Origin of the sequence: Paenarthrobacter sp. 4246 (assembly GCF_040546855.1) — a bacterium.
GTDB lineage: Bacteria > Actinomycetota > Actinomycetes > Actinomycetales > Micrococcaceae > Arthrobacter.
Genome location: NZ_JBEPOP010000012.1, coordinates 104,480 through 123,647 on the forward strand (window position 1 = coordinate 104,480; position 19,168 = coordinate 123,647).

Below are 19,168 nucleotides of genomic sequence, written 5' to 3' on the forward strand. Positions count from 1 at the left end.
CTTCGGGTGCCCGGTCCCTTTTGCGTTAAGCTCCAACCATGCCCGAACAGGAACTAAAACCACGTCTGGCCGGCTACCTGGACAAGCAGCAGCCGGACCTCTATGCGACTCTAAGCCACTACTCCCAGCAGCTCGTAGACGAAGCTGACCGGCTGGGTATTTCACGCCGGACCCTTGAACTCATCAACTATCGATGCTCGCAAATCAATGGGTGCGCCTTCTGCCTGGACCTTCACCATCGTCGGGCCCTGAAGTACGGCGAAACGGAGCAGCGTTTGTCATTGGTGGCTGTTTACAAGGAAGTGCAGCTCTTCGAGCCCGCTGAAGTGGTCGCGATGGAAATTGCAGAGCAGATCACCCGGATGAGCTCGTCGCGGCCTAGCCCCGAGCTCTTCGAACAGGCCCGGCAGCACTACAACGACCAGCAGATCAGTGTGCTCTGCATGGCCGCCATCGGAATCAATGCCTTCAACCGCCTGTCCATTTTGAGCGAGCACCCGGTCCGCGCAGCCAAGAAGTAGGCCTGGAAAACACAGGCCCATTGAATAGGGGGCGTGCCTCCACCACCAACTTTGGGTAGCAGGGGCCTGTTCAACACACCCCTTGCACGGCGTGTCAGGGCTCCCGGGTTTCAAACCGGGTGGTGGCTGGCGCGGGGTGTGGCGTCCCGACCCTCTTTGAGGCGGAATCAGCCCCTGGTCAACCAGCAAAGGTTGTCCAGGGGCTGATCTGCGCCCAAACCAAGTCAGGACGCCACGGAACAAGGAGGCCTACGCGTCAACTGCCTTCTTGAGCGACCGTCGTCGGCCGTACTTGAAGTAGAAGACGGCGTAGCAAGCGCCTACGAACGGAACGCCGAACAGCAGCGCCGCCACCTGGTTGGGGTCGAACGCGATACCAATCAGGGACACCACGCACAGAGCGAAAGCCAGGATCGGAACCAGCGGGAACAGCGGTGCCTTGTAGGGAAGCGTGCTGAGGTCGCCACCGTTCTTGATGAAGGTCCGGCGGTAGATGAAGTGCGAGGCCACAATGGACATCCAGACACCCACGGTGGCAAAGCCGGCCACCGAGACGAGCACAAGGTAGACGGTGGCAGGTGCCACAACGCTGCTGATCAGGGAGGCCAGACCGCCAAGCATGCTCACGCAAAGCGCCACCATGGGGATGCCGCGTTTGGTGAGTTTCTTGAAGACCTGCGGTGCGTGGCCTTCGTCAGCCAACGAGAAGAGCATGCGGGCGCAGGAGAAGAGGCCGCAGTTGCCTGCGGAGAGCAGCGCCGTGATGATCACAAAGTTCATGATGTCCGCGGCGTAGGGGATGCCGAGCATGGAGAAAACGGTGACGAACGGGCTCTCGTCCACGCTGACTTGTTCGTACGGAATGGTGGCTGCAATGACCACGATCGCGCCGACGAAGAAGATCATGAGCCGGATGACGGTGGTCCGCATGGCCTTGGGTATGTTGGCGCCGGGGTTGGCCGTTTCGCCCGCAGCAACGCCGATCAATTCGGAACCCGAGAAAGCGTAGAAGACCGCAAGGCAGGTCACGAACACGCCGGTGAAACCGTTCGGGAACAGACCCTCCGGCGTGCTGAAGTTCTCCCCAAAGGAGGGGTACTCGCCCGCGGCGAGGGGGTGGAAGCCCGCCAGTGCGGCGCCACCTAGAATGATCAGGCCGACGACGGCGGCGACCTTGATGAGCGCGAACCAGAACTCCGATTCGCCAAAGACACGCGATGAAATGGCGTTCAGTGTGAACAGGACGGTGGCGAAGATGAAGCACCAGATCCAGACGTCGACGCCCGGGAACCATCGCTGCATGAGGAGGCCGGCCGCTGTGAATTCCGAGCCCAAGGCTACGGCCCAACAAAGCCAGTACAGCCAGGCAGTGGCGAAGCCCGTGGCGGGGCCGATGGTCCGGGCGGCATAAATGTGGAAGGCGCCGGAGACGGGGAACGCAACAGCGAGCTCCCCGAGGCAAGCCATCACCAGGTAAACCACCACGGCCCCGATGAGGAACGCCAGGACCGCGCCCAGAGGGCCGGCAGTGGCGATGGTGTATCCCGAACTGACGAACAGGCCTGAACCGATGACGCCGCCCATGGCGATCATGACCAAGTGCCGGGCCTCCATGGACCGGCGCAATCCTGTCTGTGAGGCGTCAGTGCGGGACTGTGCCTCTGTTGCCGATGCTTCGGCTTCTGTGGGGGAGCTGAGTCCCATATTCCCTCCGGGAAGTTAGCCAGCAAAGTCTGAAGTAGTGCCAGTCGGACGTGATCCAACTAACACGAGTACAAGATTCATCACATGACGAATGACCATTTCAAGGAGGATAAGGAACGCGATTGAACACGCAAACAGCTCTTGGCTGAGACTAAGAGTTCCTAATCATAAAGTCATGCGAGCGATTACTCTGCTTGTTATCTGTTAGGTTCCATGCGGAGCTCCATAGGGAGAGCCCCCAGAAAAACGACTTACTCGATCCCGGCAAACAGGTGGTTCAGCTCGGCAGTGAGCTGTTTGCGCACCTCGGGCGTGCCCACCTCTTTACCGTTGATGTGGTTCACGGGAGCGATCAGCCGGATGCTGGAAATCAGCCATACGGCATCGGCATCGAACAAGTCCTGTGGCTCCAAGGGGCCATAGCCAAGTTCCCAGCCAGCGGCCTTCGCTGCGGCGAACAATGCGCCCTGCGAGGTGCCCGGGAGGATGCCGCTATCAAGCTGGGGAGTGATGAGGCGACGAACCGTCCTGATGGAACCGTCGCCGTCGTCGACCGTTTCAAGGTGCGCCAGCAACACTGTGGACGTCGGGCCTTCCAGGACCCTGCCGTCAGTGGAGGTGAAGATGGCGTCATCAGCACCCTGCTTGTGGGCGTAGCGAAGTGCGGCCATATTCACGGCATAAGACAGCGTCTTCGCGCCCAGGAGCAGCCACGGCGCGCGCTCGCCGGCTTCGGTGTCGAAGCCACGGTCCAAAAGTACGACGTCGATGCCCGTCTGCCGCTGACGGCGGCTGCCCGCAGGCGAGGGCGAGGCCTGTACCCAGCACGTCGGGCTGGCGGCGCCTTCAACGCCACGGGTCACAATCAGCTTGACCACTACCTCGTCCTCTTCAGGCGTGGGGGCAGGGTGAACGTCGCGGAATTCCTTGATGGCTGTCTCGATGGCGCGGCGCCAGACATCCTGCCCAGGAAGCGCCAGGTCCAAGGCCGCCGCAGAACTGCCCAATCGGTTCAGATGAGCCTGGACTTTGCGGGGGTGGCCTTGCACAGCGAGGAGTGATTCGAATACGCCGTCGCCGCGGGTGGCACCCAGATCGGTTGCCATGAGTTGAGGCTGGCTGGAATCGGCAATACGACCATTTTCGAAGGCGGGATCCAGGAAAACGAGGACCGTGGGGGCAGGTGAAGTCATGGACCCAGCTTAGTGCGGACCCACTGGAGGGGACTTTGCCGGATAGGCTGTGGTCACTGTTGTTCATGAACTGTGGGGGTTTGTCGGGTGCTCTTTCCTTTTCCGTTTGGCCAGGAGTGGACCTGGTTACTGGGTGCATGGGCCATTGCGGAAGTCATAATGCGCATTGTGCTGCTGGGCGTCATTCCCGGCAACCGGCGTCCCACCACCGCCATGGCTTGGCTTTTGGCTGTGTTCCTCATCCCATCCGTCGGGTTCGTCCTGTTCCTGCTCTTCGGCAATTTCAAGCTGTCGCGGCGCCGGCGTGAGCAGCAGGAGGAGGTAAATCGCCGTGTTCGTGCGGTGACCTCCGATCTGGCTGATCCTGTCAGCGTCTATTCCGGGCCGGAATGGGTGAAGTCGGCGGGCGAGCTGAACCATCGGCTTGGATCGTTGCCTATGGTCGACGGCAACAAGGTGGAACTGATCCCCGGTTACGAAGAGTCCATCAAAGCCATGGCTGAAGCAGTCAAGGGCGCCAAGAGCTACGTCAACGCCGAGTTCTACATCATGAGCAGCGATTCCGTGACGGATGAACTGCTCACCGAACTGGAGAACGCGGCTGAACGTGGTGTGACCGTCAGGCTGCTCTTCGACCACATCGGAACGTTGCGCGTCAAGGGATACCGCCGACTGATCCGCCGGCTCAAGGCAGGCAAGATCCAGTGGAAGCGAATGCTGCCGCTGCTGCCTATCCACGGTCAATGGCGGCGCCCCGACCTCAGGAACCACCGCAAGATCATGGTGATCGACGGCGAGATTGCGTTCACCGGCTCGCAAAACTTGATTGAGCCTTCCTACAACAACCCCAAGCACCACAAAGTGGGCCGCAAATGGGTGGAGCTCATGTCCCGGCTGGAGGGTCCGATCGTGGCCACGCTTAACGTGGTGTTCGCTACGGACTGGCTCAGCGAAACCGACGAATCGCTGGAAGACCAGCTGCGCTTGCCCACCCAGCCGGCGCCGGGCCAGGTCACTGCCCAGGTAGTGCCGAGTGGCCCCGGGTTCGCCACCGAAAACAACCTGCGCCTGTTCAACACGCTGATTTACTCAGCGCAGCACCGGATCTCCATCTGCAGCCCGTACTTTGTCCCGGACGATTCCCTGCTCTACGCCATCACCACAGCTGCGCAGCGAGGTGTTGACGTGGAACTCTTCGTCTCCGAGAAGGGCGATCAGTTCCTGGTCCACCACGCCCAACGCTCCTATTACGAAGCCCTGTTAGGGGCCGGTGTCCGAATCTACCTGTACAGGGCGCCGTACGTCCTCCATGCCAAGCACTTCACCATTGATGACGAGGTAGCCGTTCTCGGTTCCAGCAACATGGACATGCGCTCCTTCTCCCTGAATATGGAGGTCTCGGTGATGCTCCTTGGCGCCGAGACCGTGAACCTCATGCGGGCTGTAGAGTCCACGTATCGCGAGGTGTCCCGTGAGCTTATGTTGGAAGACTGGATGGATAGACCCCCATTGGCCAAGTATGTGGATAACGTGGCCAGGTTGACCGCGACGCTCCAGTAGTTTGTGTGCAGCCAACGCCCTTAAGAGACGCTCTTAGGGGCGTTGGCTGTACAAAACTCAGCCCGGGAAGTCGGCGCCCAGTGTGGACAGCACGCCGTACGCTTTGGTCCGGATTTCCTCGTACTCGTCGTCGGCTACGGAGTCCGCGGTGATGGCCCCGCCCACGCCAAGGGAGAGCGTTCTGCCGCCGTTTGTGTCAGGGTTGACCACCAAGGTACGGATCACCACGGCGAGGTCGGTGGCCGCATTCAGGGAAAAGTAGCCAATGGCGCCCGAATAAATGCCCCGGGGCCCGGACTCGAGCTGGTCCAGGATGTCCATGGTGCTGATCTTTGGCGCTCCCGTCATGGAACCGGCGGGGAAAGCCGCAGCCAAGGCTTCCGCTCGGGGTGCGCCCGGCTTCAGGTGGGCGTCAATGGTGCTGACCATTTGGTGGACGGTGGCGTAGCTTTCTATCGCGCACAAGCGGCTGACCGTCACGGAACCAGGGATGGCAAAGTGGCTGAGGTCGTTGCGCAGAAGGTCCACGATCATGATGTTCTCGGCGCGGTCCTTCAGCGAGGTCTCGAGGTCGTGCCGCAAAGCAGCATCCTCGGAGGCGTCCGATGAGCGGCCCCGGGTGCCCTTGATCGGCTCGGCGCGCATGCCGCCGTCGGACAGAATCCGGAGGAAGCGTTCAGGCGACGTGCTCGCCACGACCAGTTCGCCGAACCGGAGGTAACTGGCGAACGGTGCCGGGTTTCGGCGTCGAAGGTTCAGGTAGCTGCGCCATGGGTCCAGATCCCCGGCGGGGGCTTCAAGAGTAGTGGTCAAGCAGATCTCGTACGAGTTTCCCTCGCTGATTTCGTGCTGGGAGACCGCGATCTTGCGCTTATAGTCCGTTGCGGAGTCCCGGCTCACGAATTCCGGGACGGCACCTGAGGGGACGGCGCCTGAAGAGACGGCAGCCGGAGCGGAGCCACCCGCAGCAGCCCCGACGGCGGTGCGGGCCGCGCGCAACCACTCGTCGGCGTCGGGCGCTTCCAGGGCGAGCAGCCAGACGGTCCGCTCCCGATGGTCCAGCACCACAGCGCGTCCGGCGAAGAGCAGTGCCGCGTCCGGGGTGTGCGAGGGGACATCGTTACCGCCGGTTTCGCGCTTGAGTTCGTAGCCGAGGTAGCCGAGCCAGCCGAGAGTGAATTGGCCGTCGTAGCCGCGGGGCGCGCGGACCGCCCTGCGGCCCCAGACAGTGTCCAGCCACCGGAAGAACGGCCCGGAGGTGGTGACCGTGGCTGTGCCCGCGGTGATGTGGGTGGTCCCCGACACGTGGCGTACCGACTGTCCGTACGTGCCGCCGTCGTCTGCCAGGATGCTGAAGCGGCTGCGGGCGGCGGCCTGGGACCTGCCGGCGACGGCCGAGGCGTTGGAGGAATCGAGCCAGATGGCGTTGCCGGACCGGGCGTAGAGGGACTCGAAGAGCAGCGCAGCATCAGGGACAGCTTCCAAACGCTCGGAGCGTAGTTGAAGGCCACGCCGTGCGCTGAGCTCGGGCGACAAAATCGAAGCAACTGAAGGCAGGTACATGAGAGCTTGCAGAACATCTTCCGGCGCATTGCCGTCGGCAAGGTTTTGCACGCGAACATCGGCGGCGCCGATGACCTGATCAGAGGAGAGCCACTCGTCCTCTTGGGCTGCCCAGCTGTCCCAGTACGGTTCGTAGGTGCTTCCGTCCCGCGCCAACGCACGACGACGGCGATCGTCACCGGGCGCTTCCACCCACACCACAGCGTCCAGCATGGGCCGGGCAGCGTCCGCCGCAGCGCCGACGCCCTCAACAATCACGATCTCGGCGGGCAGCGTGACGTTCAGTCCGCCGTCGTAATGCCGTTCCCAGTCCCAACTGGTCCATTCCGCGGCCTGGCCGGAGCTGAGCGGCGTCAGGACAGTGCCGACGTAGCGCTCAATGCCGGGCATGAGGCCGTTCCAGCCGGGGTAGATGTCCTCCAGGTGGAACAGCGAAACCTTGTGGTGCTGCCGCAACCGTGCCGCCAGTTCAACGGCCAGTGTGGTTTTTCCTGCACCGGACCTGCCGTCAACGGCGATGATCACGGGTGCAGGGGTCATGTCATAGAGGTTACCTGCTGGTGGTCGTTGTCAGCGGCGGCCTCCGCGGAGGCGATTGCTGCTTTGACGTGGTCCACGATTCCGGGGATGGCGGCTTTGATGAGCGTCCACGTGTTGTCGAAGTCGGTGTGGCCGCCGTACCAAGGGTCTTCGATGCCGAGGTCCAGTGAGCTGCGCCCTTCCATGCGGGGATCGAAGCTGCGGAACATTCGCACTTTTTCGAGTGAAGCGCGGTCCGTCGCTCCCTCTTGGAGCCAGCCGAAATGGTCAACGTCCAGCGCAAGGATCAGGTCCCGTTCCGCGAACCATTCGTGGCGCCATTCGCGGGCTACGTGGTCCTCGGAAGCGATGTGCTGGGCTGTAAGGACGCGGGCGGCGCGGGGGTCGATCGGATGCCCCACCTCGTACCCGGTGGTGCCCGCGGAGTCCACCGCTACGAGCTGGCCGAGCCCTTCCGCGTCGAAGGCTTCGGTGAGCATGAGGGCTGCCATGGGCGAGCGGCAGATGTTTCCAGTGCAGACCGTGATGATGCGGTATGGGCTCGTCGTTGAGTACATTCTGCAAGCATGATTGATGGCACCCCTTCTTGGCTAGGGGCCACTTCACAACTAAGTCACTTTTTGTGTCAAAACTGTCACAGAGTGCGCGGAACCTGCCTGGGTGATGCGGGTCGGATCAGTGTTGGTGGCTTCGGCAGCCAGCGCTGCAGCGGCCAGGTAAACGGTGCGTACGACGGCGGCGCGTCGCCTTTCCGCGCGGCCGGGGTCATTGCCGGCCATCAGTCCATCGAGTGCCGGCAGTACGGGTGCGGCGTCGCAGAGGCTCACGATGGTGATGAGCAGGTCTCCGGCGTCTTCCCTGGAGATGCCGGGGAGGGCAGTGATGGTGCTGTTGACCTTCGACGCGCAGTTGGCCATCCGCTTAGGCAGCCCAACCACCTCCGCGCCCCGTTCCAGCCCCTCCCAGAACAGGAGGCGTGGTGCCGTTGCGTCTTTCTGATGATGGTCGAAGAGTCGGCCCGCGTAGTCTGCCATGGCCTCTGGCCCGTTGCCTTCGATGGGTACTTCATCCATGAGTGAGCTCAGGGCGGCGACTATTACGGCGTCGAAAAGCGCATTCTTATTGCCGAAGTACTGGTAGATCCGCTCTTTGTTGACGCCGGCCTCTGCTGCGATGCGGTCGATGCGGGCTCCCGCAAGTCCGCGCGCGCAAAACTCGGACGTCGCTGCTTGGAGCAGCAGTCCCTTGGTTCGCTCTGTGTCCCACGCCATAGGGTCATATTACCAGTTTCCAACTGGATGGTTGTAATTGTGGGCGGGTAGGGATATTGTGATCTCAAGCCAAAAGCAACCGTTTAGTTGGAGAACGCCATGACCACCCAAACAACCTCCCAAACCGCCGTAGAACCCACAGCGCCGGCGGCCCGCCCACAAGGACCCTCCGTTCACATGCGGGCGCTGATTACCTGGCTCGCCATCTTCCCGCTAGTGTCCATCGGCATGCTGCTCCTCGGCCCCATCATGGAGCCGCTGCACCCGGTCCTCCGTGCGCTGCTGCTCACGGCACTCGTGGTTCCCGCTGCTGTTTACATCGTGGTTCCCCGGCTGATGGCCGGCCACGGCGCACTGTCCCGCAGGGCAGTGGAGCGCGCAGCACAACGGGCCGCCCGCACCTCCGCTTAACCCAACCGGGTCGCATTTGAGCGCGTTTTGAAGGCTCAAATGCGACCTCGGTTGGGTGCGGCGCCGGGACTAAGCGCCCAGCAGCTGCTCGACGTCGGCGATCCCCGGGTACGCGGTCTGCGTGCCCTTTTTAGTTGCAGCCAATGCGGCGGCAATCGAGGCGAAGGATGCGGCGTCGGCGAGGGATTCCCCGGCTGCCAAACGCGCAGCGACAGCGCCCGTGAAGGCGTCCCCGGCACCCGTAGTGTCAACCGCGGAAACACGAGTCGGGGCAATGCGGGTGATCTGGTCTTCAGTGCCACGCGCCAATGAATCCAACACCACGGAGCCGTGCGCGCCGAGGGTCACCAGGACCCGCTGCAGACCGCGGTCCGCGAACTGGCTCCGGACCGGTTCCCACGCTTCGGTTTGTGCTGCGGCGTCCGGAATGTCCGCTTCGGCGCCAAGGAACAACGACGCCTCGTGGGCATTGACCAACAACACGTCGCTAAAGCCAGCCAGAACTTCCGGTACCTCCGCGTAAGGCGAGAGGTTGAGCAGAACGGTTGCGCCGGCGTCGTGCCCTGCCTGGGCGGCGGCGGTCACCGTATCAATACCCACTTCCAGGCAGAGGCACACCACAGCCGCATCCTGGAAGGCGTCTGACGTGACGTCGGAGGGCCTCAGGGTGCCATTGGCGCCGGCCGAGATGATGATGCTGTTCTCACCGCTCGCGTCCACGGAAATGACGGCAACGCCGGTGGCGACGTCGGAGCGCCGGACGCGTGACACGTCCACTCCGGCACTGGCTGCCGAATCCAGGAGCATGGTGCCGTTGGGGTCGTCGCCCACGGCGCCGATCAGGCTGACCTGACCGCCGAGCTTGCTGGCAGCCACCGCCTGGTTGGCGCTCTTGCCGCCCGGGTTCACCGCGAAACCATTGCCGTGAACTGTCTCGCCGGGTTGGGGAAGACGGTCGCAGTAGATGGTGAGGTCTGCGTTGAGGGAGCCGACGACGACGATTCCCGCCTTGGGTGCGGTGGTCATGCCGTCACCTTCTGGTCCTCGGTCACTTCTGCGTCCACCGGCTTGGGGATCAACAGTGAGGCAGCGAAGGCGGCAAGGGTGATGGCGAGGCCCACCACCACAACGGTCAGGTATGAAGCCTTGGGATCATTAAGCGTGGCCGTGGCCACAAGGACCGCAGGGAGAACCAGGAAGCTCAGCCCGGCGCCGAGGTTAAAGGCGCCCGCGTTCATGCCCGGCAGGAAGCCAGGGTTGCCCTGCGGCGAGAGGACCACGCCCAATCCGTTCAGCATGATGTTGACCGTACCGGCGTACATGATGCCCAACAAGGCCGTGCCCACGATCATCATGGGCAGGTTGTTCAGGCCGAAGAACGCGATGATGGCCAGGGCAACGAGGCTGCCGATCAGGCCGATGCGCAGGACCTTGGTGTAGCCGAGGACGGGGGCCAAGCGGCCACTGATCGGGCCGAACAGCCAGCCCAGGAGCGCGTACGGGGTGAGGATGATCAGCGACATCTCGGTGGGGCCAACGCCGAAGCCGGGGTCGGCGGCCTGAACCCAAGCGGGGACGATGCCGTTGATGACTGCGAAAATGCCCGTCATCGTCAGGGTGGTCGTCAGCAGGGGTGCCCAGGTGGAGCGCTGGCGCAGGTGCACGGTTTCCACCATGGGCTGCTTGGCGCGCTTCTCCACAGTCCAGAAGGCAAAGAACGCGACGGCGGCAATCACCGTGAGCACGATCGCGAGAGTCAGCGTCCCGGCGTCGAAGGCTGTGGCCAGCTTGGCGCCCTCGTTCAGAGCCGTCAGCAGTGCACCAACAGCGACGACGATGAAGAACACGCCCAGCCAGTCCATGGTGGTGCCGGCGGCAGGCTTGCTTTCGCCGGCAAGGACGGCGATCAGGACGGTAGCAACCAAGGCCAGTGCAACCATGAGCCAGAAGATGCTGCGGAACCCGAAGTTCTCAGCGAAGTAGCCGCCCACGAACGAGTCGACGCCGGCCACTCCGCCGTTGACTGCCGTGATGAGGCCCATGAGCGTGCCGTACTTGCGGGGGTTGCTGACCGCTGAGCGGAGCATGATCAGGCACAGCGGAACCGTGGGGCCACTAACGCCCTGGATGATGCGGCCCACGAAGAGCCATGTAACGTCCGGAGCCATTGCAGCGATAACCGATCCAACGGCCATCAGGAGCATCATGCCGACGAGGATCTTCTTGCGGCCCACGATGTCGCTCAGACGCGGGAGGAAGAGTGAGAACAGCGCTGCGGCCGTGAAGAACCACGTTTGGGACAGGCCGATGGTGGCTTGGTCCGTGTTGAGTTCGTTGCCCATGGTGACCAGGGCCGGGCTGAGCATGGAGGCGTTGAGCTGGAAGGCCACGCAGGCCGCCAGCAACGCAACCATGAGGGCTGTGACGTTGCCGCGGGTGGACTTGGATTCGGTTGCGAGGGAGGACATTACTTTGCCTCTCCTGCCAGGATGGCCTCTACGGTGGCGTCCACTTCAGCGGTGGCGGCAGCAACGGCGTCGTGCGTTGGTTCTCCGATCCGTTCAATCGCATCGGTGACCAGGTCCCAGAACTTCTTGTGGTCCAGGTCCACGGCGACCGACGTGTGGCAATCCTCCGGAGCGGGTGCGCGGAAGTCGGCCACTGTCATGCCGAGGGTGAGCTTGCCCTGCAGCTCGATGTCCACAGGGACCTTGCGGGTGGTCATGACGGTGGGGTCGATGACGTAGGCCACGGCGCAGGGATCGTGGACCGGCGGGAAATCGAAGCCCTGGGCGTCCTTATAGGTCTTCTGGAAGAAGTCCATGAGCTCCATGACGAACTTGGCCGGCTTGGTGCCGATTTTTGCTATGCGGTTCACCACCTCGTCCGTGGCCAGCGCCTGGTGAGTGAGATCGAGGCCGACCATCACCACGGGCCATTTTTCGTTGAAAACGATGTGTGCGGCTTCGGGGTCGATGATGATGTTGAACTCCGCCACGGCGCTCCAGTTGCCCACGTGGTAGCCGCCGCCCATGAGGACAACTTCCTTCACCCGCTCCACGATGCGCGGCTCCTTGCGGGCGGCCATTGCAATGTTGGTGAGGCCCGCGGTGGGGACCAGGGTGACAGTGCCCGGCTCGTGTGCCATGACAGTTTCAATGATGAGGTCGACGGCGTGGCGCGGGTCCAGCTCGATGATGGACTCGGGCTGCTCCGGGCCATCCATGCCGGACTCGCCGTGGATGCTGGGAGCGGTTTCGATGGTGCGGACCAACGGGCGGTCGCAACCGGCGGCGAACGGGACGCCCGTGATGCCTGCAATAGTGGCTACCGAGAGGGCGTTGCGGGTGACCTTTTCCAGGGTCTGATTGCCCACCACCGTTGTTACGGCCAGCAGTTCGATGTCCGGATTACCGTGCGCCAGCAGCAACGCCACGGCGTCGTCATGGCCAGGGTCGCAGTCAAGAATGATCTTCTTGCGTGCTGGTGTCATGGTGTTGGGATCCACGTTTCTCTCCACGTCATTGGGGCCTGCCTGGAACTTGCCCGGGGCAGGGCGCTAAGCATTCAGGGGAATTCTGGCACTGCTTTGTGGGCTACGTCAAACGCTTAACGTGTAGAGCGTCAAGCGCTTGATGCCTTGTCGCAGGTCAACGCGGTTTGGGACCGATACGATCGATGCATGGAATCCCTGGATCGGCGCCATGGCCGCGCGCCCCGCTCACCTCGCGTGACGGCTGCGATGGTGGCCGCCCGTGCGGGCGTTTCGACGGCGACCGTCTCCCTGGTGGCCAACGGAAAAACGCAAGGGCGCGTCTCAGAAGACAATATCTCGCGCGTGCGCTCGGCCATTTCAGAGCTGGGGTACGTCGTGGACAGCATCGGCAGTTCCCTGGCCCGAGGTGTTAGCTCCATTGTCATTCTGGTGACGCCGGATGTGTCCAACCCGTTCTTCGCCAACGTGATTGCGGGGGTTCGGGAATCGTTGGGAGCTGAATACCAGTTGCTGCTGTCCGTGACCGACGCCGGTGAGTCGCCCCAGGCTGACGATGTCCGCAAACTTCTGGCACTGCGCCCTGCCGGTTTGCTGGTGGGGGCGCCAAGCGCAGAGTTCCTGGAAGACCTGTCCGCGGCCGGCCCGTTGGTCCTGTTGGATGCGCCAGGCCTTGAGTCCTACGCGCCATCCGTGAACCTTGACGTTGCCCAAGGCGCGCGAGAACTGGCCCGGCATTTGGCGTCATCCGGTCATACCCGCGCCGCCTATGTGGATGGCGTGACGGGAACAACCACTTTCCAGTTGCGCCGCGACGCCTTCCTGGCGGAGGCTGTTTCGTGCGGACTTTCAGTGGCCCCTGGCCATGTCATCAGCACTCCGATCGACGTCGGTGCTGCCGCCGCCGCGTTCGCCGCCGCGTGGCCGGCGTGGCAGCGCGAGGGGGTCACCGCCGTCGTCTGTGGGACCGATACGCACGCTTATGGCGTGCTCCAGGAAGCCCGGGTGGCGGGGGTCCGCATCCCTGAAGAGTTGGCCGTAGCGGGCTTCGACGACCTGCCCTACTCGGCCACCAGCAACCCCGGCCTCACATCCGTGCACCTGCCCGCTACCCCGCTGGGGCGCAAGGCGGGGGAGCAGCTGCGAGGGCTCATGGAAGGCGTGCCGCTGGACGAACCACACGTGACGCTCGGGAGCTCCCTGGTGGTGCGGGGATCTACGTCTGCCGGGTAGGTGACAGTGGGCGAAGCTGGTCCTTCGAGACGGGGTTGGGCACCGTGAAGTAGATCTGGGGAGCGGTCATGTCGCCCCAGTCTTCCTTCTTCACCCGCACCGCAGACGGAGTCACTTCCGCTATCCGCACCCGCAGCCAATCGCCGTCGTCGAGTCTCAATTCATGGGGTTCGGCGAGGTAGCGGAGCCCGAGCTCGTCCAGGGTCTCTTCTGCGCTCATCCAATCCACGACATCCGTGCGCGGGCGTCCCAGCAGGTCAATTGCTACGAACCCGTCGTCAACGGGCTTCATCCACCCCACGTGCTCGCCGTCGTCTGTGCGTCGGTGTTCGATCCAGTCCGGCTCCATGGCCCTCGACGGTAGCACCATGGGTTGTCGCCGTGGCTAGTGGATGACTGCCAGCAAGATGCCCACAAGGACGAACAGGCAGCCAAAGATGCGGTTCAGAATTGTCTGGCCGCGTTGGTCGTGGGTGAACCGCTGGAAGGAACGCGCAGCCAAAGCGAAGAAGAACCACATCACCAGAATGTCGATAACCAGGACTGTGGCGGTGAGCACGGCATATTGCTGGAGCAACGGCTGGTCCGGCCTGATGAACTGCGGCATGAACGCCAGGAAGAAGACGATTGCCTTCGGGTTCAGCAGGTTTACCCAGATGCCTCGCTGGAACATGGACAAGGCCGACTCGTTCTTTTGGCTGTCCACCTTCTCTTTGTCCAGGTCAGGCTTGTGCAGGAACTGCCGGATGCCGAGGTACACCAAGTACGCGGCGCCCGCGTAACGAATGACGTTGAAGATGACCGGCGAGTTGGAAACCAGCACGCCGACGCCCAGCGCCACGATGACGATGTGGATAACCAACGCCACCTGTTGGCCCAGGATGCCCCAGATGGAGCGCCGAAATCCGGAATTGAGCGAGTTGCTCATGGTGAAGATGGCGCCGGCGCCGGGAGTGAAACTGATCAGGGTGCCGGCACCAACCAGGGCCAGCCAAAGTGAAAACTGCACGTCTCAGCTTATGCCCGGCGGGTCCGTGGTTTGGACCCGTTGCTTCCTGACCTTGTTTGGTCCTCGCGACAGCAGAATGAGCCTCAATGAGGTTGATTTCTGTGAACACTGAACCCAGAGCCGGTCAGGAAGTCACAATGCAAGACTAGGGGACCGGCTTTATCAGGCTCAGTACCCAATTAAGGGTCGCGACAACAATGGCTGATGAAGAGACGGCTGTGAACCATCTCTGAACTTTGCTCGGTATGACGTCGCCGATTCCTCTCCGCATCGTCATGGCATGGTCACCTGAGTACACCTCACACACTACCTTCGTGACTTGATTGACGAGGTTCTTATTCACCCTGCTGTGACGCTTACGTCCCTCGTCCGAGAGATGGCGCATGACCTTAGCTATGCGCGGATTTTCCGGCGATATCCCCAGGTCGATTGCGGCCGCAAGGAAAGCCTGACCGGAAGAAACTAAGGATCGCTGGTCGGCTCCGCTCGAGGCCGGGCCATAATTCCTTGCCCCTTGAGCGACAGCCATGGCCGCACGAAGGAGCCGTCTACGCCGAGATACAGTTACTTGTATTGCATAAGTCAGAACTGCTGCCAATACTCCCAAAACCGCTGAAAAGGCTACGGCCGATTCGAACCCGTTCCAGTTTTGAAGTTCTGAAAATTGCCATGCCAATCCAAGAAGTACATACCAGGCGAAAGCCGTCGTCAGGCCAAAGACGCAGGTGGCAAACGCCAGAGAAGTGTTCAGCTTAAGGTCGAGAACAATTTCACGTTGATCCCGAATGGTTCTGGGCATGAAAGGTGCAATCCTGGCCCCATAGCGGTTGCGTAGCCTCGGATAGAACTTCCAAGCGCTCTTGGACGCTTCGGAGCGCAAAACTGTCTGCTGAAGAAACCCCCACACAAAGCCAGCTAAGCCAATGGCCGCCGAGGTTACGAAGATTGCTACCGCAATCGAACTCATTACCTCACTGTCCGGTTGTGTGAGCTGAAGTGTAATCATGCTTATCCTGTCCTTTCTTCGTACCAAGGCACGAGATGAGTTCGTATGCGAAGCTAAAGCAGGGGGCCGACTTTTTAGTGGCTCGTCCTTGAGGGCAGAAACCGCCAATCACCTCCATCGAGGGCAAGGTGCGCCCGCGGAGGTTGGACCCTCATGATGTTCAGTGATGTTTTTGGCGGAGAAATGACGCTGGACCGTAGGGCGAGAAGCCCAGACATGTTGCTTCCTGACCTTGTTTGCGCGCCGCGAGCGGTAAATACGCCCGGAATGGGTTGATTTCAGCGGCGGTTAGGCCCAAAGAGGGTCAGGAGGCCGCTGCTTAGGGCAAACTGGTGCCGTGAGCGGAATCCCGTGGGTGCTGCACGTCGATCTGGACCAGTTCATTGCCGCTGTCGAGATACTCCGGCGGCCCGAGCTCGCGGGCAAACCGATCATCGTCGGAGGCCGGGGTGACCCCACGGAGCGGGCTGTGGTGTCCACCGCATCCTACGAAGCCAGGGCGTTCGGCGTCGGTTCAGGGATGCCGCTCAGGATTGCTGCCCGGAAAGTGCCCGACGCCATCATCCTGCCGGTAGATCAAGAGGCGTATCTGGCGGCCTCGGAGGTGGTGATGACCACGCTGCGCGCCCAGCCGGGAGCCACAGTTCAAGTGCTTGGCTGGGATGAGGCATTTGTTGGCGTCGAAACCGAGGACCCGGACGCCTATGCCCGCCAGATCCAGGCCGCCGTCCTCGAGCAAACGCAGCTGCATTGCAGCGTGGGCATTGGTGACACGTTGGTCCGCGCCAAGAATGCCACGGATTTTGGCAAACCCGCTGGACTTTTCAGGCTGACCAAGGAGAACTGGCTCGACGTCATGGGGGACAAGCCCACCAAGGAATTGTGGGGCGTCGGGAGCAAGGTGTCACAACGGCTGGCGAAGCACGGAATCACCACAGTGGCAGAGCTCGCCGCAACCGACCCCCAGGCTCTGGTCACGGAATTTGGCCCCAAGATGGGCCCTTGGTACGCGCAGTTGGGACGCGGTGAGGGTTCCAGCGAAGTGGACGACACTCCGTGGGTCGCCCGGGCACATGGCCGCGAGACCACCTTCCAGCAGGACCTGACACAAACGGACCAAGTGAAGGACGCCATCAAGGAACTGACCGCCCGCGTCCTGGAAGACGTCGCAGCGGAGGGACGCCCGGTGATCGGGCTGACCCTGAAAGTCCGCTACGCGCCGTTCTTCACCAAGACCTACGCCAGGAAGATTCCCGAGACTTTCGACAGGGAAGAAGTCCTCGCGCAGGCCTTGGATCTCACGGGAAAAATGGAGCCGGACCGTCCCATCAGGCTCCTCGGATTGCGTGCAGAAATGTCCATGCCCGAGGAAGCCCGCAAGGGACACACGCCGACGCGCAGCGGCTGGTAAGAGCAGAACGCCCGACGGCGGCCCGTCAACTACCAGCGCGGGTGGATCGCCTCGCGGAAGTAGCGGTCGTAGATGTCCTGCACCCCGCCAGCCAAGCTTGCCGCAACAGCCTGCAGTCCACCCGCCTCGGCATTCGCCGCAGCCTGCGAAGCCGATCGTGCACCGGGAATGACTGTGGTGACGCCGTCCTGGGCGATGATCCAGGCGAGGGCCGCCTGGGCGGTGCTGACGCCGTCGGGCACTAATCCGCTGAACTCCTGGGCGGCTTTGACGCCAGTTGCGAAATCAACGCCGGAGAAGGTCTCGCCGACGTCGAAGGACGAACCGTCGCGGTTGTAGTTCCGGTGGTCGTTCTCGGGGAACTCGGTGTCCGGCGTGTACTTCCCGGACAACAGGCCGGAGGCCAAAGGCACGCGGGCGATGATCCCGACACCGGCTTCCTTGGCCGCGGGCAGCACCTCGTCCAGGGGCTTCAGCCGGAAGGCGTTGAGGATGATCTGCACGGAAGCGGTGTTCCCGCGCTTGATGGCTTCGAGGGCTTCGTCGGTCCGCTCGACGCTGACGCCGTAGTTGCGGATGGCTCCTTCGCTGACCAAGGTATCCAGCGCGTCATAGACCTCGGAGTTGCTGTAAACGGCGGTGGGAGGGCAGTGCAACTGGACGAGGTCCAAGGTGTCCCGTTGCAGGTTGCGGCGTGAGCGGTCCGTCCAGGCGCGGAAATTGTCCAGCGTGTAATTCTCCGGAACCTGATCCACGCGGCGGCCCATCTTGGTGGCCACCGTGATGTCCAAGTCCGGATTGGCGCGGAGGAAGCGTCCGATGAACTGCTCGCTCCGCCCATCGCCGTACACGTCTGCGGTGTCGAAGAAATTGACGCCGCCTTCCACCGAGGCTTCCAGGACGGCAAAGGCGTCCTCTTCGGTGACGGAACCCCAGTCGGCTCCGAGTTGCCAGGTGCCCAGTCCCATGGTGGAGACGGATCGGCCGGTCTTGCCAAGTATGCGCTGTTCCATGGGTTCGACTATATGGGCTTATTGCTCGTCCATCCGCGCAACTTTTCCCATTAAGTACTTTCGTTCCGGCAGGCTGGCCGTCTTTTTGGCGGCTGACAGGTACGCTGCGCGGGCCTCGGCCCAGGAGCCGGCCGTCTCCAGCAGGTGGCCTCGCACGGCATCCAAGCGGTGGGTCCTGCCCAGTGCCGCGTCCAGTCCGACCAGAAGTTCCAGCCCAGCGACGGGCCCATGAACCATAGCCACAGCTACCGCGCGATTCAGTGTGACCACGGGATTGGGTGCGAGGGCTTCAAGGACCGTGTACAGGGCGAGAATTTGTGGCCAGTCGGTCAGTTCGTCTGAGGCGGCCTCTGCGTGAACGGCAGCGATGGCCGCCTGAAGTTGATACGGCCCGGCCGCCCCACGCCCCAGCACGGAGGACAACAGCGCGATGCCCTCATCGATCTGTCCACGGTTCCACAAACTCCGGTCCTGCTCCGCCAATGGCACCGGTGTTCCGTCCGACAGAGCACGCGCCGGCCGCCGGGAATCGGTCAGCAACATCAGCGCCAGCAGACCGCTCGCCTCAAGCTCACCTGGTGCAGCGGCCACCAGGAGGCGCGTCACCCGGATAGCTTCTGTGGTGAGCTCTTCGCGTTGCAGGGATGGACCCGAGCTTGCCGCGTAACCTTCGTTGAAGATCAGGTACAGGACGTGAAGTACGACGCCGAGCCTCGCCTTGCGCTCGGACGCAGGCGGCATGGTGAAGGTGGCTCCCGCCTTTTGGATCCCCTGTTTCGCTCGGCTGATGCGCTGCCCCATGGTCGCTTCGGGGACGAGGAAAGCCGAGGCGATTTCCGCCGTCGTTAGTCCTCCGACTGCGCGAAGCGTCAAGGCGAGTTGCGATGGTGCAGACAGTGCCGGATGGCAGCACAGGAACATGAGGGTAAGGGTGTCGTCTGCTTCCGGGACCGGACCTGCTTGGACATCGATGGCCGTGGCGCGTTCCTCCCGGACGCGCCGGGCGCTTTCGCTGCGCCACATGTCCACCAGCCGTCGGGATGCGACGGCGGTCAACCAGGCCCGCGGGTTGTCCGGCAAGGCCGTCGGCCACCGGAGGGAGGCTTCAAGGAGTGCTTCCTGGACGGCGTCCTCGCACGCATCGAACTGGCCGTGAGTCCTCGCCAGCACGCCGAGGACCTGCGGAGCCAAGGTGCGCAGCAGGTCCTCGATCCGTGCTTCCGGTGAAGGTCCAGTCAAA

General features: G+C 62.6%; 18 protein-coding genes. 5 read left to right on the top strand and 13 right to left on the bottom strand.

Features of this window, described 5'->3' with window-relative positions; all coding sequences use genetic code 11:
• The first annotated feature begins 38 nt into the window (after nt 1-38).
• Nucleotides 39-521 carry a carboxymuconolactone decarboxylase family protein gene (locus ABIE35_RS19580; protein WP_354517535.1) on the top strand — a complete coding sequence of 161 codons (483 nt, stop codon included), beginning with the start codon at nt 39-41 and terminating at the stop codon, nt 519-521.
• A 249-nt stretch (nt 522-770) separates the two neighbouring features.
• Here ABIE35_RS19580 and ABIE35_RS19585 read toward each other — a convergent pair whose 3' ends face one another.
• Both ABIE35_RS19585 and ABIE35_RS19590 read right to left on the bottom strand, forming a co-directional pair.
• A complete protein-coding gene (locus ABIE35_RS19585) occupies nt 771-2,225 on the bottom strand; it encodes an amino acid permease (RefSeq protein ID WP_354517536.1) in 1,455 nt (484 codons plus the stop codon).
• A 251-nt stretch (nt 2,226-2,476) separates the two neighbouring features.
• Complete coding sequence (locus ABIE35_RS19590) at nt 2,477-3,418, bottom strand: aminodeoxychorismate lyase (protein ID WP_354517538.1); 942 nt, start codon at nt 3,416-3,418, stop codon at nt 2,477-2,479.
• 87 nt (nt 3,419-3,505) lie between these two features.
• Here ABIE35_RS19590 and cls point away from each other — a divergent pair, with 87 nt between their 5' ends.
• Nucleotides 3,506-4,978, top strand: a complete 1,473-nt coding sequence (gene cls / locus ABIE35_RS19595) for a cardiolipin synthase (protein ID WP_502921399.1) — start codon at nt 3,506-3,508, stop codon at nt 4,976-4,978.
• A gap of 57 nt (nt 4,979-5,035) precedes the next feature.
• On the opposite strand, the gene pabB is transcribed toward cls, so the two are convergent.
• From pabB to ABIE35_RS19610, 3 genes are read right to left on the bottom strand one after another with little or no spacing between them, the layout of a single operon-like run.
• The gene (pabB, locus tag ABIE35_RS19600; RefSeq protein WP_354517540.1) at nt 5,036-7,081 is read right to left on the bottom strand and encodes an aminodeoxychorismate synthase component I; all 2,046 of its coding nucleotides are present in this window, start codon (nt 7,079-7,081) and stop codon (nt 5,036-5,038) included.
• The gene (locus ABIE35_RS19605) at nt 7,078-7,638 is read right to left on the bottom strand and encodes a low molecular weight protein-tyrosine-phosphatase (protein ID WP_354517541.1); all 561 of its coding nucleotides are present in this window, start codon (nt 7,636-7,638) and stop codon (nt 7,078-7,080) included. The genes pabB and ABIE35_RS19605 overlap by 4 nt, the downstream gene beginning before the upstream one ends.
• A 51-nt stretch (nt 7,639-7,689) precedes the next feature.
• The gene (locus tag ABIE35_RS19610; RefSeq protein WP_354517542.1) at nt 7,690-8,352 is read right to left on the bottom strand and encodes a TetR/AcrR family transcriptional regulator; all 663 of its coding nucleotides are present in this window, start codon (nt 8,350-8,352) and stop codon (nt 7,690-7,692) included.
• 99 nt (nt 8,353-8,451) lie between these two features.
• Here ABIE35_RS19610 and ABIE35_RS19615 point away from each other — a divergent pair, with 99 nt between their 5' ends.
• Nucleotides 8,452-8,763 carry a putative antibiotic biosynthesis monooxygenase gene (locus ABIE35_RS19615; RefSeq protein WP_354517543.1) on the top strand — a complete coding sequence of 104 codons (312 nt, stop codon included), beginning with the start codon at nt 8,452-8,454 and terminating at the stop codon, nt 8,761-8,763.
• Nucleotides 8,764-8,832: 69 nt separating this feature from the next.
• Here the strand turns inward: ABIE35_RS19615 and ABIE35_RS19620 are convergent, their stop codons facing one another.
• From ABIE35_RS19620 to uriH, 3 genes are read right to left on the bottom strand one after another with little or no spacing between them, the layout of a single operon-like run.
• Entirely contained in the window at nt 8,833-9,789 is a 957-nt protein-coding gene (locus ABIE35_RS19620) for a ribokinase (protein ID WP_354517544.1), read from the bottom strand.
• Entirely contained in the window at nt 9,786-11,231 is a 1,446-nt protein-coding gene (gene uriT / locus ABIE35_RS19625) for a uridine transporter UriT (protein WP_354517545.1), read from the bottom strand. The genes ABIE35_RS19620 and uriT overlap by 4 nt, the downstream gene beginning before the upstream one ends.
• Nucleotides 11,231-12,256: a uridine-preferring nucleoside hydrolase UriH gene (gene uriH, locus ABIE35_RS19630; RefSeq protein WP_354517586.1), complete on the bottom strand. Its 1,026-nt coding sequence runs from the start codon at nt 12,254-12,256 to the stop codon at nt 11,231-11,233. The genes uriT and uriH overlap by 1 nt, the downstream gene beginning before the upstream one ends.
• Nucleotides 12,257-12,445: 189 nt before the next feature.
• Here uriH and ABIE35_RS19635 point away from each other — a divergent pair, with 189 nt between their 5' ends.
• Nucleotides 12,446-13,489: a LacI family DNA-binding transcriptional regulator gene (locus ABIE35_RS19635; RefSeq protein ID WP_354517546.1), complete on the top strand. Its 1,044-nt coding sequence runs from the start codon at nt 12,446-12,448 to the stop codon at nt 13,487-13,489.
• Here the strand turns inward: ABIE35_RS19635 and ABIE35_RS19640 are convergent.
• The 3 genes from ABIE35_RS19640 to ABIE35_RS19650 all read right to left on the bottom strand — a co-directional run bounded on the left by ABIE35_RS19640 (nt 13,473) and on the right by ABIE35_RS19650 (nt 15,504).
• Nucleotides 13,473-13,838, bottom strand: a complete 366-nt coding sequence (locus ABIE35_RS19640; RefSeq protein WP_354517548.1) for a hypothetical protein — start codon at nt 13,836-13,838, stop codon at nt 13,473-13,475. The two genes, ABIE35_RS19635 and ABIE35_RS19640, sit on opposite strands and share 17 nt — an antisense overlap.
• A 36-nt stretch (nt 13,839-13,874) precedes the next feature.
• Nucleotides 13,875-14,498 carry a LysE family transporter gene (locus tag ABIE35_RS19645; protein ID WP_207595145.1) on the bottom strand — a complete coding sequence of 208 codons (624 nt, stop codon included), beginning with the start codon at nt 14,496-14,498 and terminating at the stop codon, nt 13,875-13,877.
• 145 nt (nt 14,499-14,643) lie between these two features.
• The gene (locus ABIE35_RS19650) at nt 14,644-15,504 is read right to left on the bottom strand and encodes a hypothetical protein (protein WP_354517549.1); all 861 of its coding nucleotides are present in this window, start codon (nt 15,502-15,504) and stop codon (nt 14,644-14,646) included.
• Between the two features lie 337 nt (nt 15,505-15,841).
• Here ABIE35_RS19650 and ABIE35_RS19655 point away from each other — a divergent pair, with 337 nt between their 5' ends.
• Nucleotides 15,842-16,915, top strand: coding sequence for a DNA polymerase IV (locus ABIE35_RS19655; RefSeq protein ID WP_502921400.1), 1,074 nt, complete (start codon nt 15,842-15,844; stop codon nt 16,913-16,915).
• 29 nt (nt 16,916-16,944) lie between these two features.
• Here ABIE35_RS19655 and ABIE35_RS19660 read toward each other — a convergent pair whose 3' ends face one another.
• Together ABIE35_RS19660 and ABIE35_RS19665 are read right to left on the bottom strand one after the other, a co-directional pair.
• A complete protein-coding gene (locus tag ABIE35_RS19660; protein ID WP_354517550.1) occupies nt 16,945-17,928 on the bottom strand; it encodes an aldo/keto reductase in 984 nt (327 codons plus the stop codon).
• Between the two features lie 18 nt (nt 17,929-17,946).
• Nucleotides 17,947-19,167 (bottom strand): RNA polymerase sigma factor, encoded by a 1,221-nt coding sequence (locus tag ABIE35_RS19665; RefSeq protein WP_354517552.1) that lies wholly within the window; start codon nt 19,165-19,167, stop codon nt 17,947-17,949.
• Nucleotide 19,168: the final 1 nt, after the last annotated feature.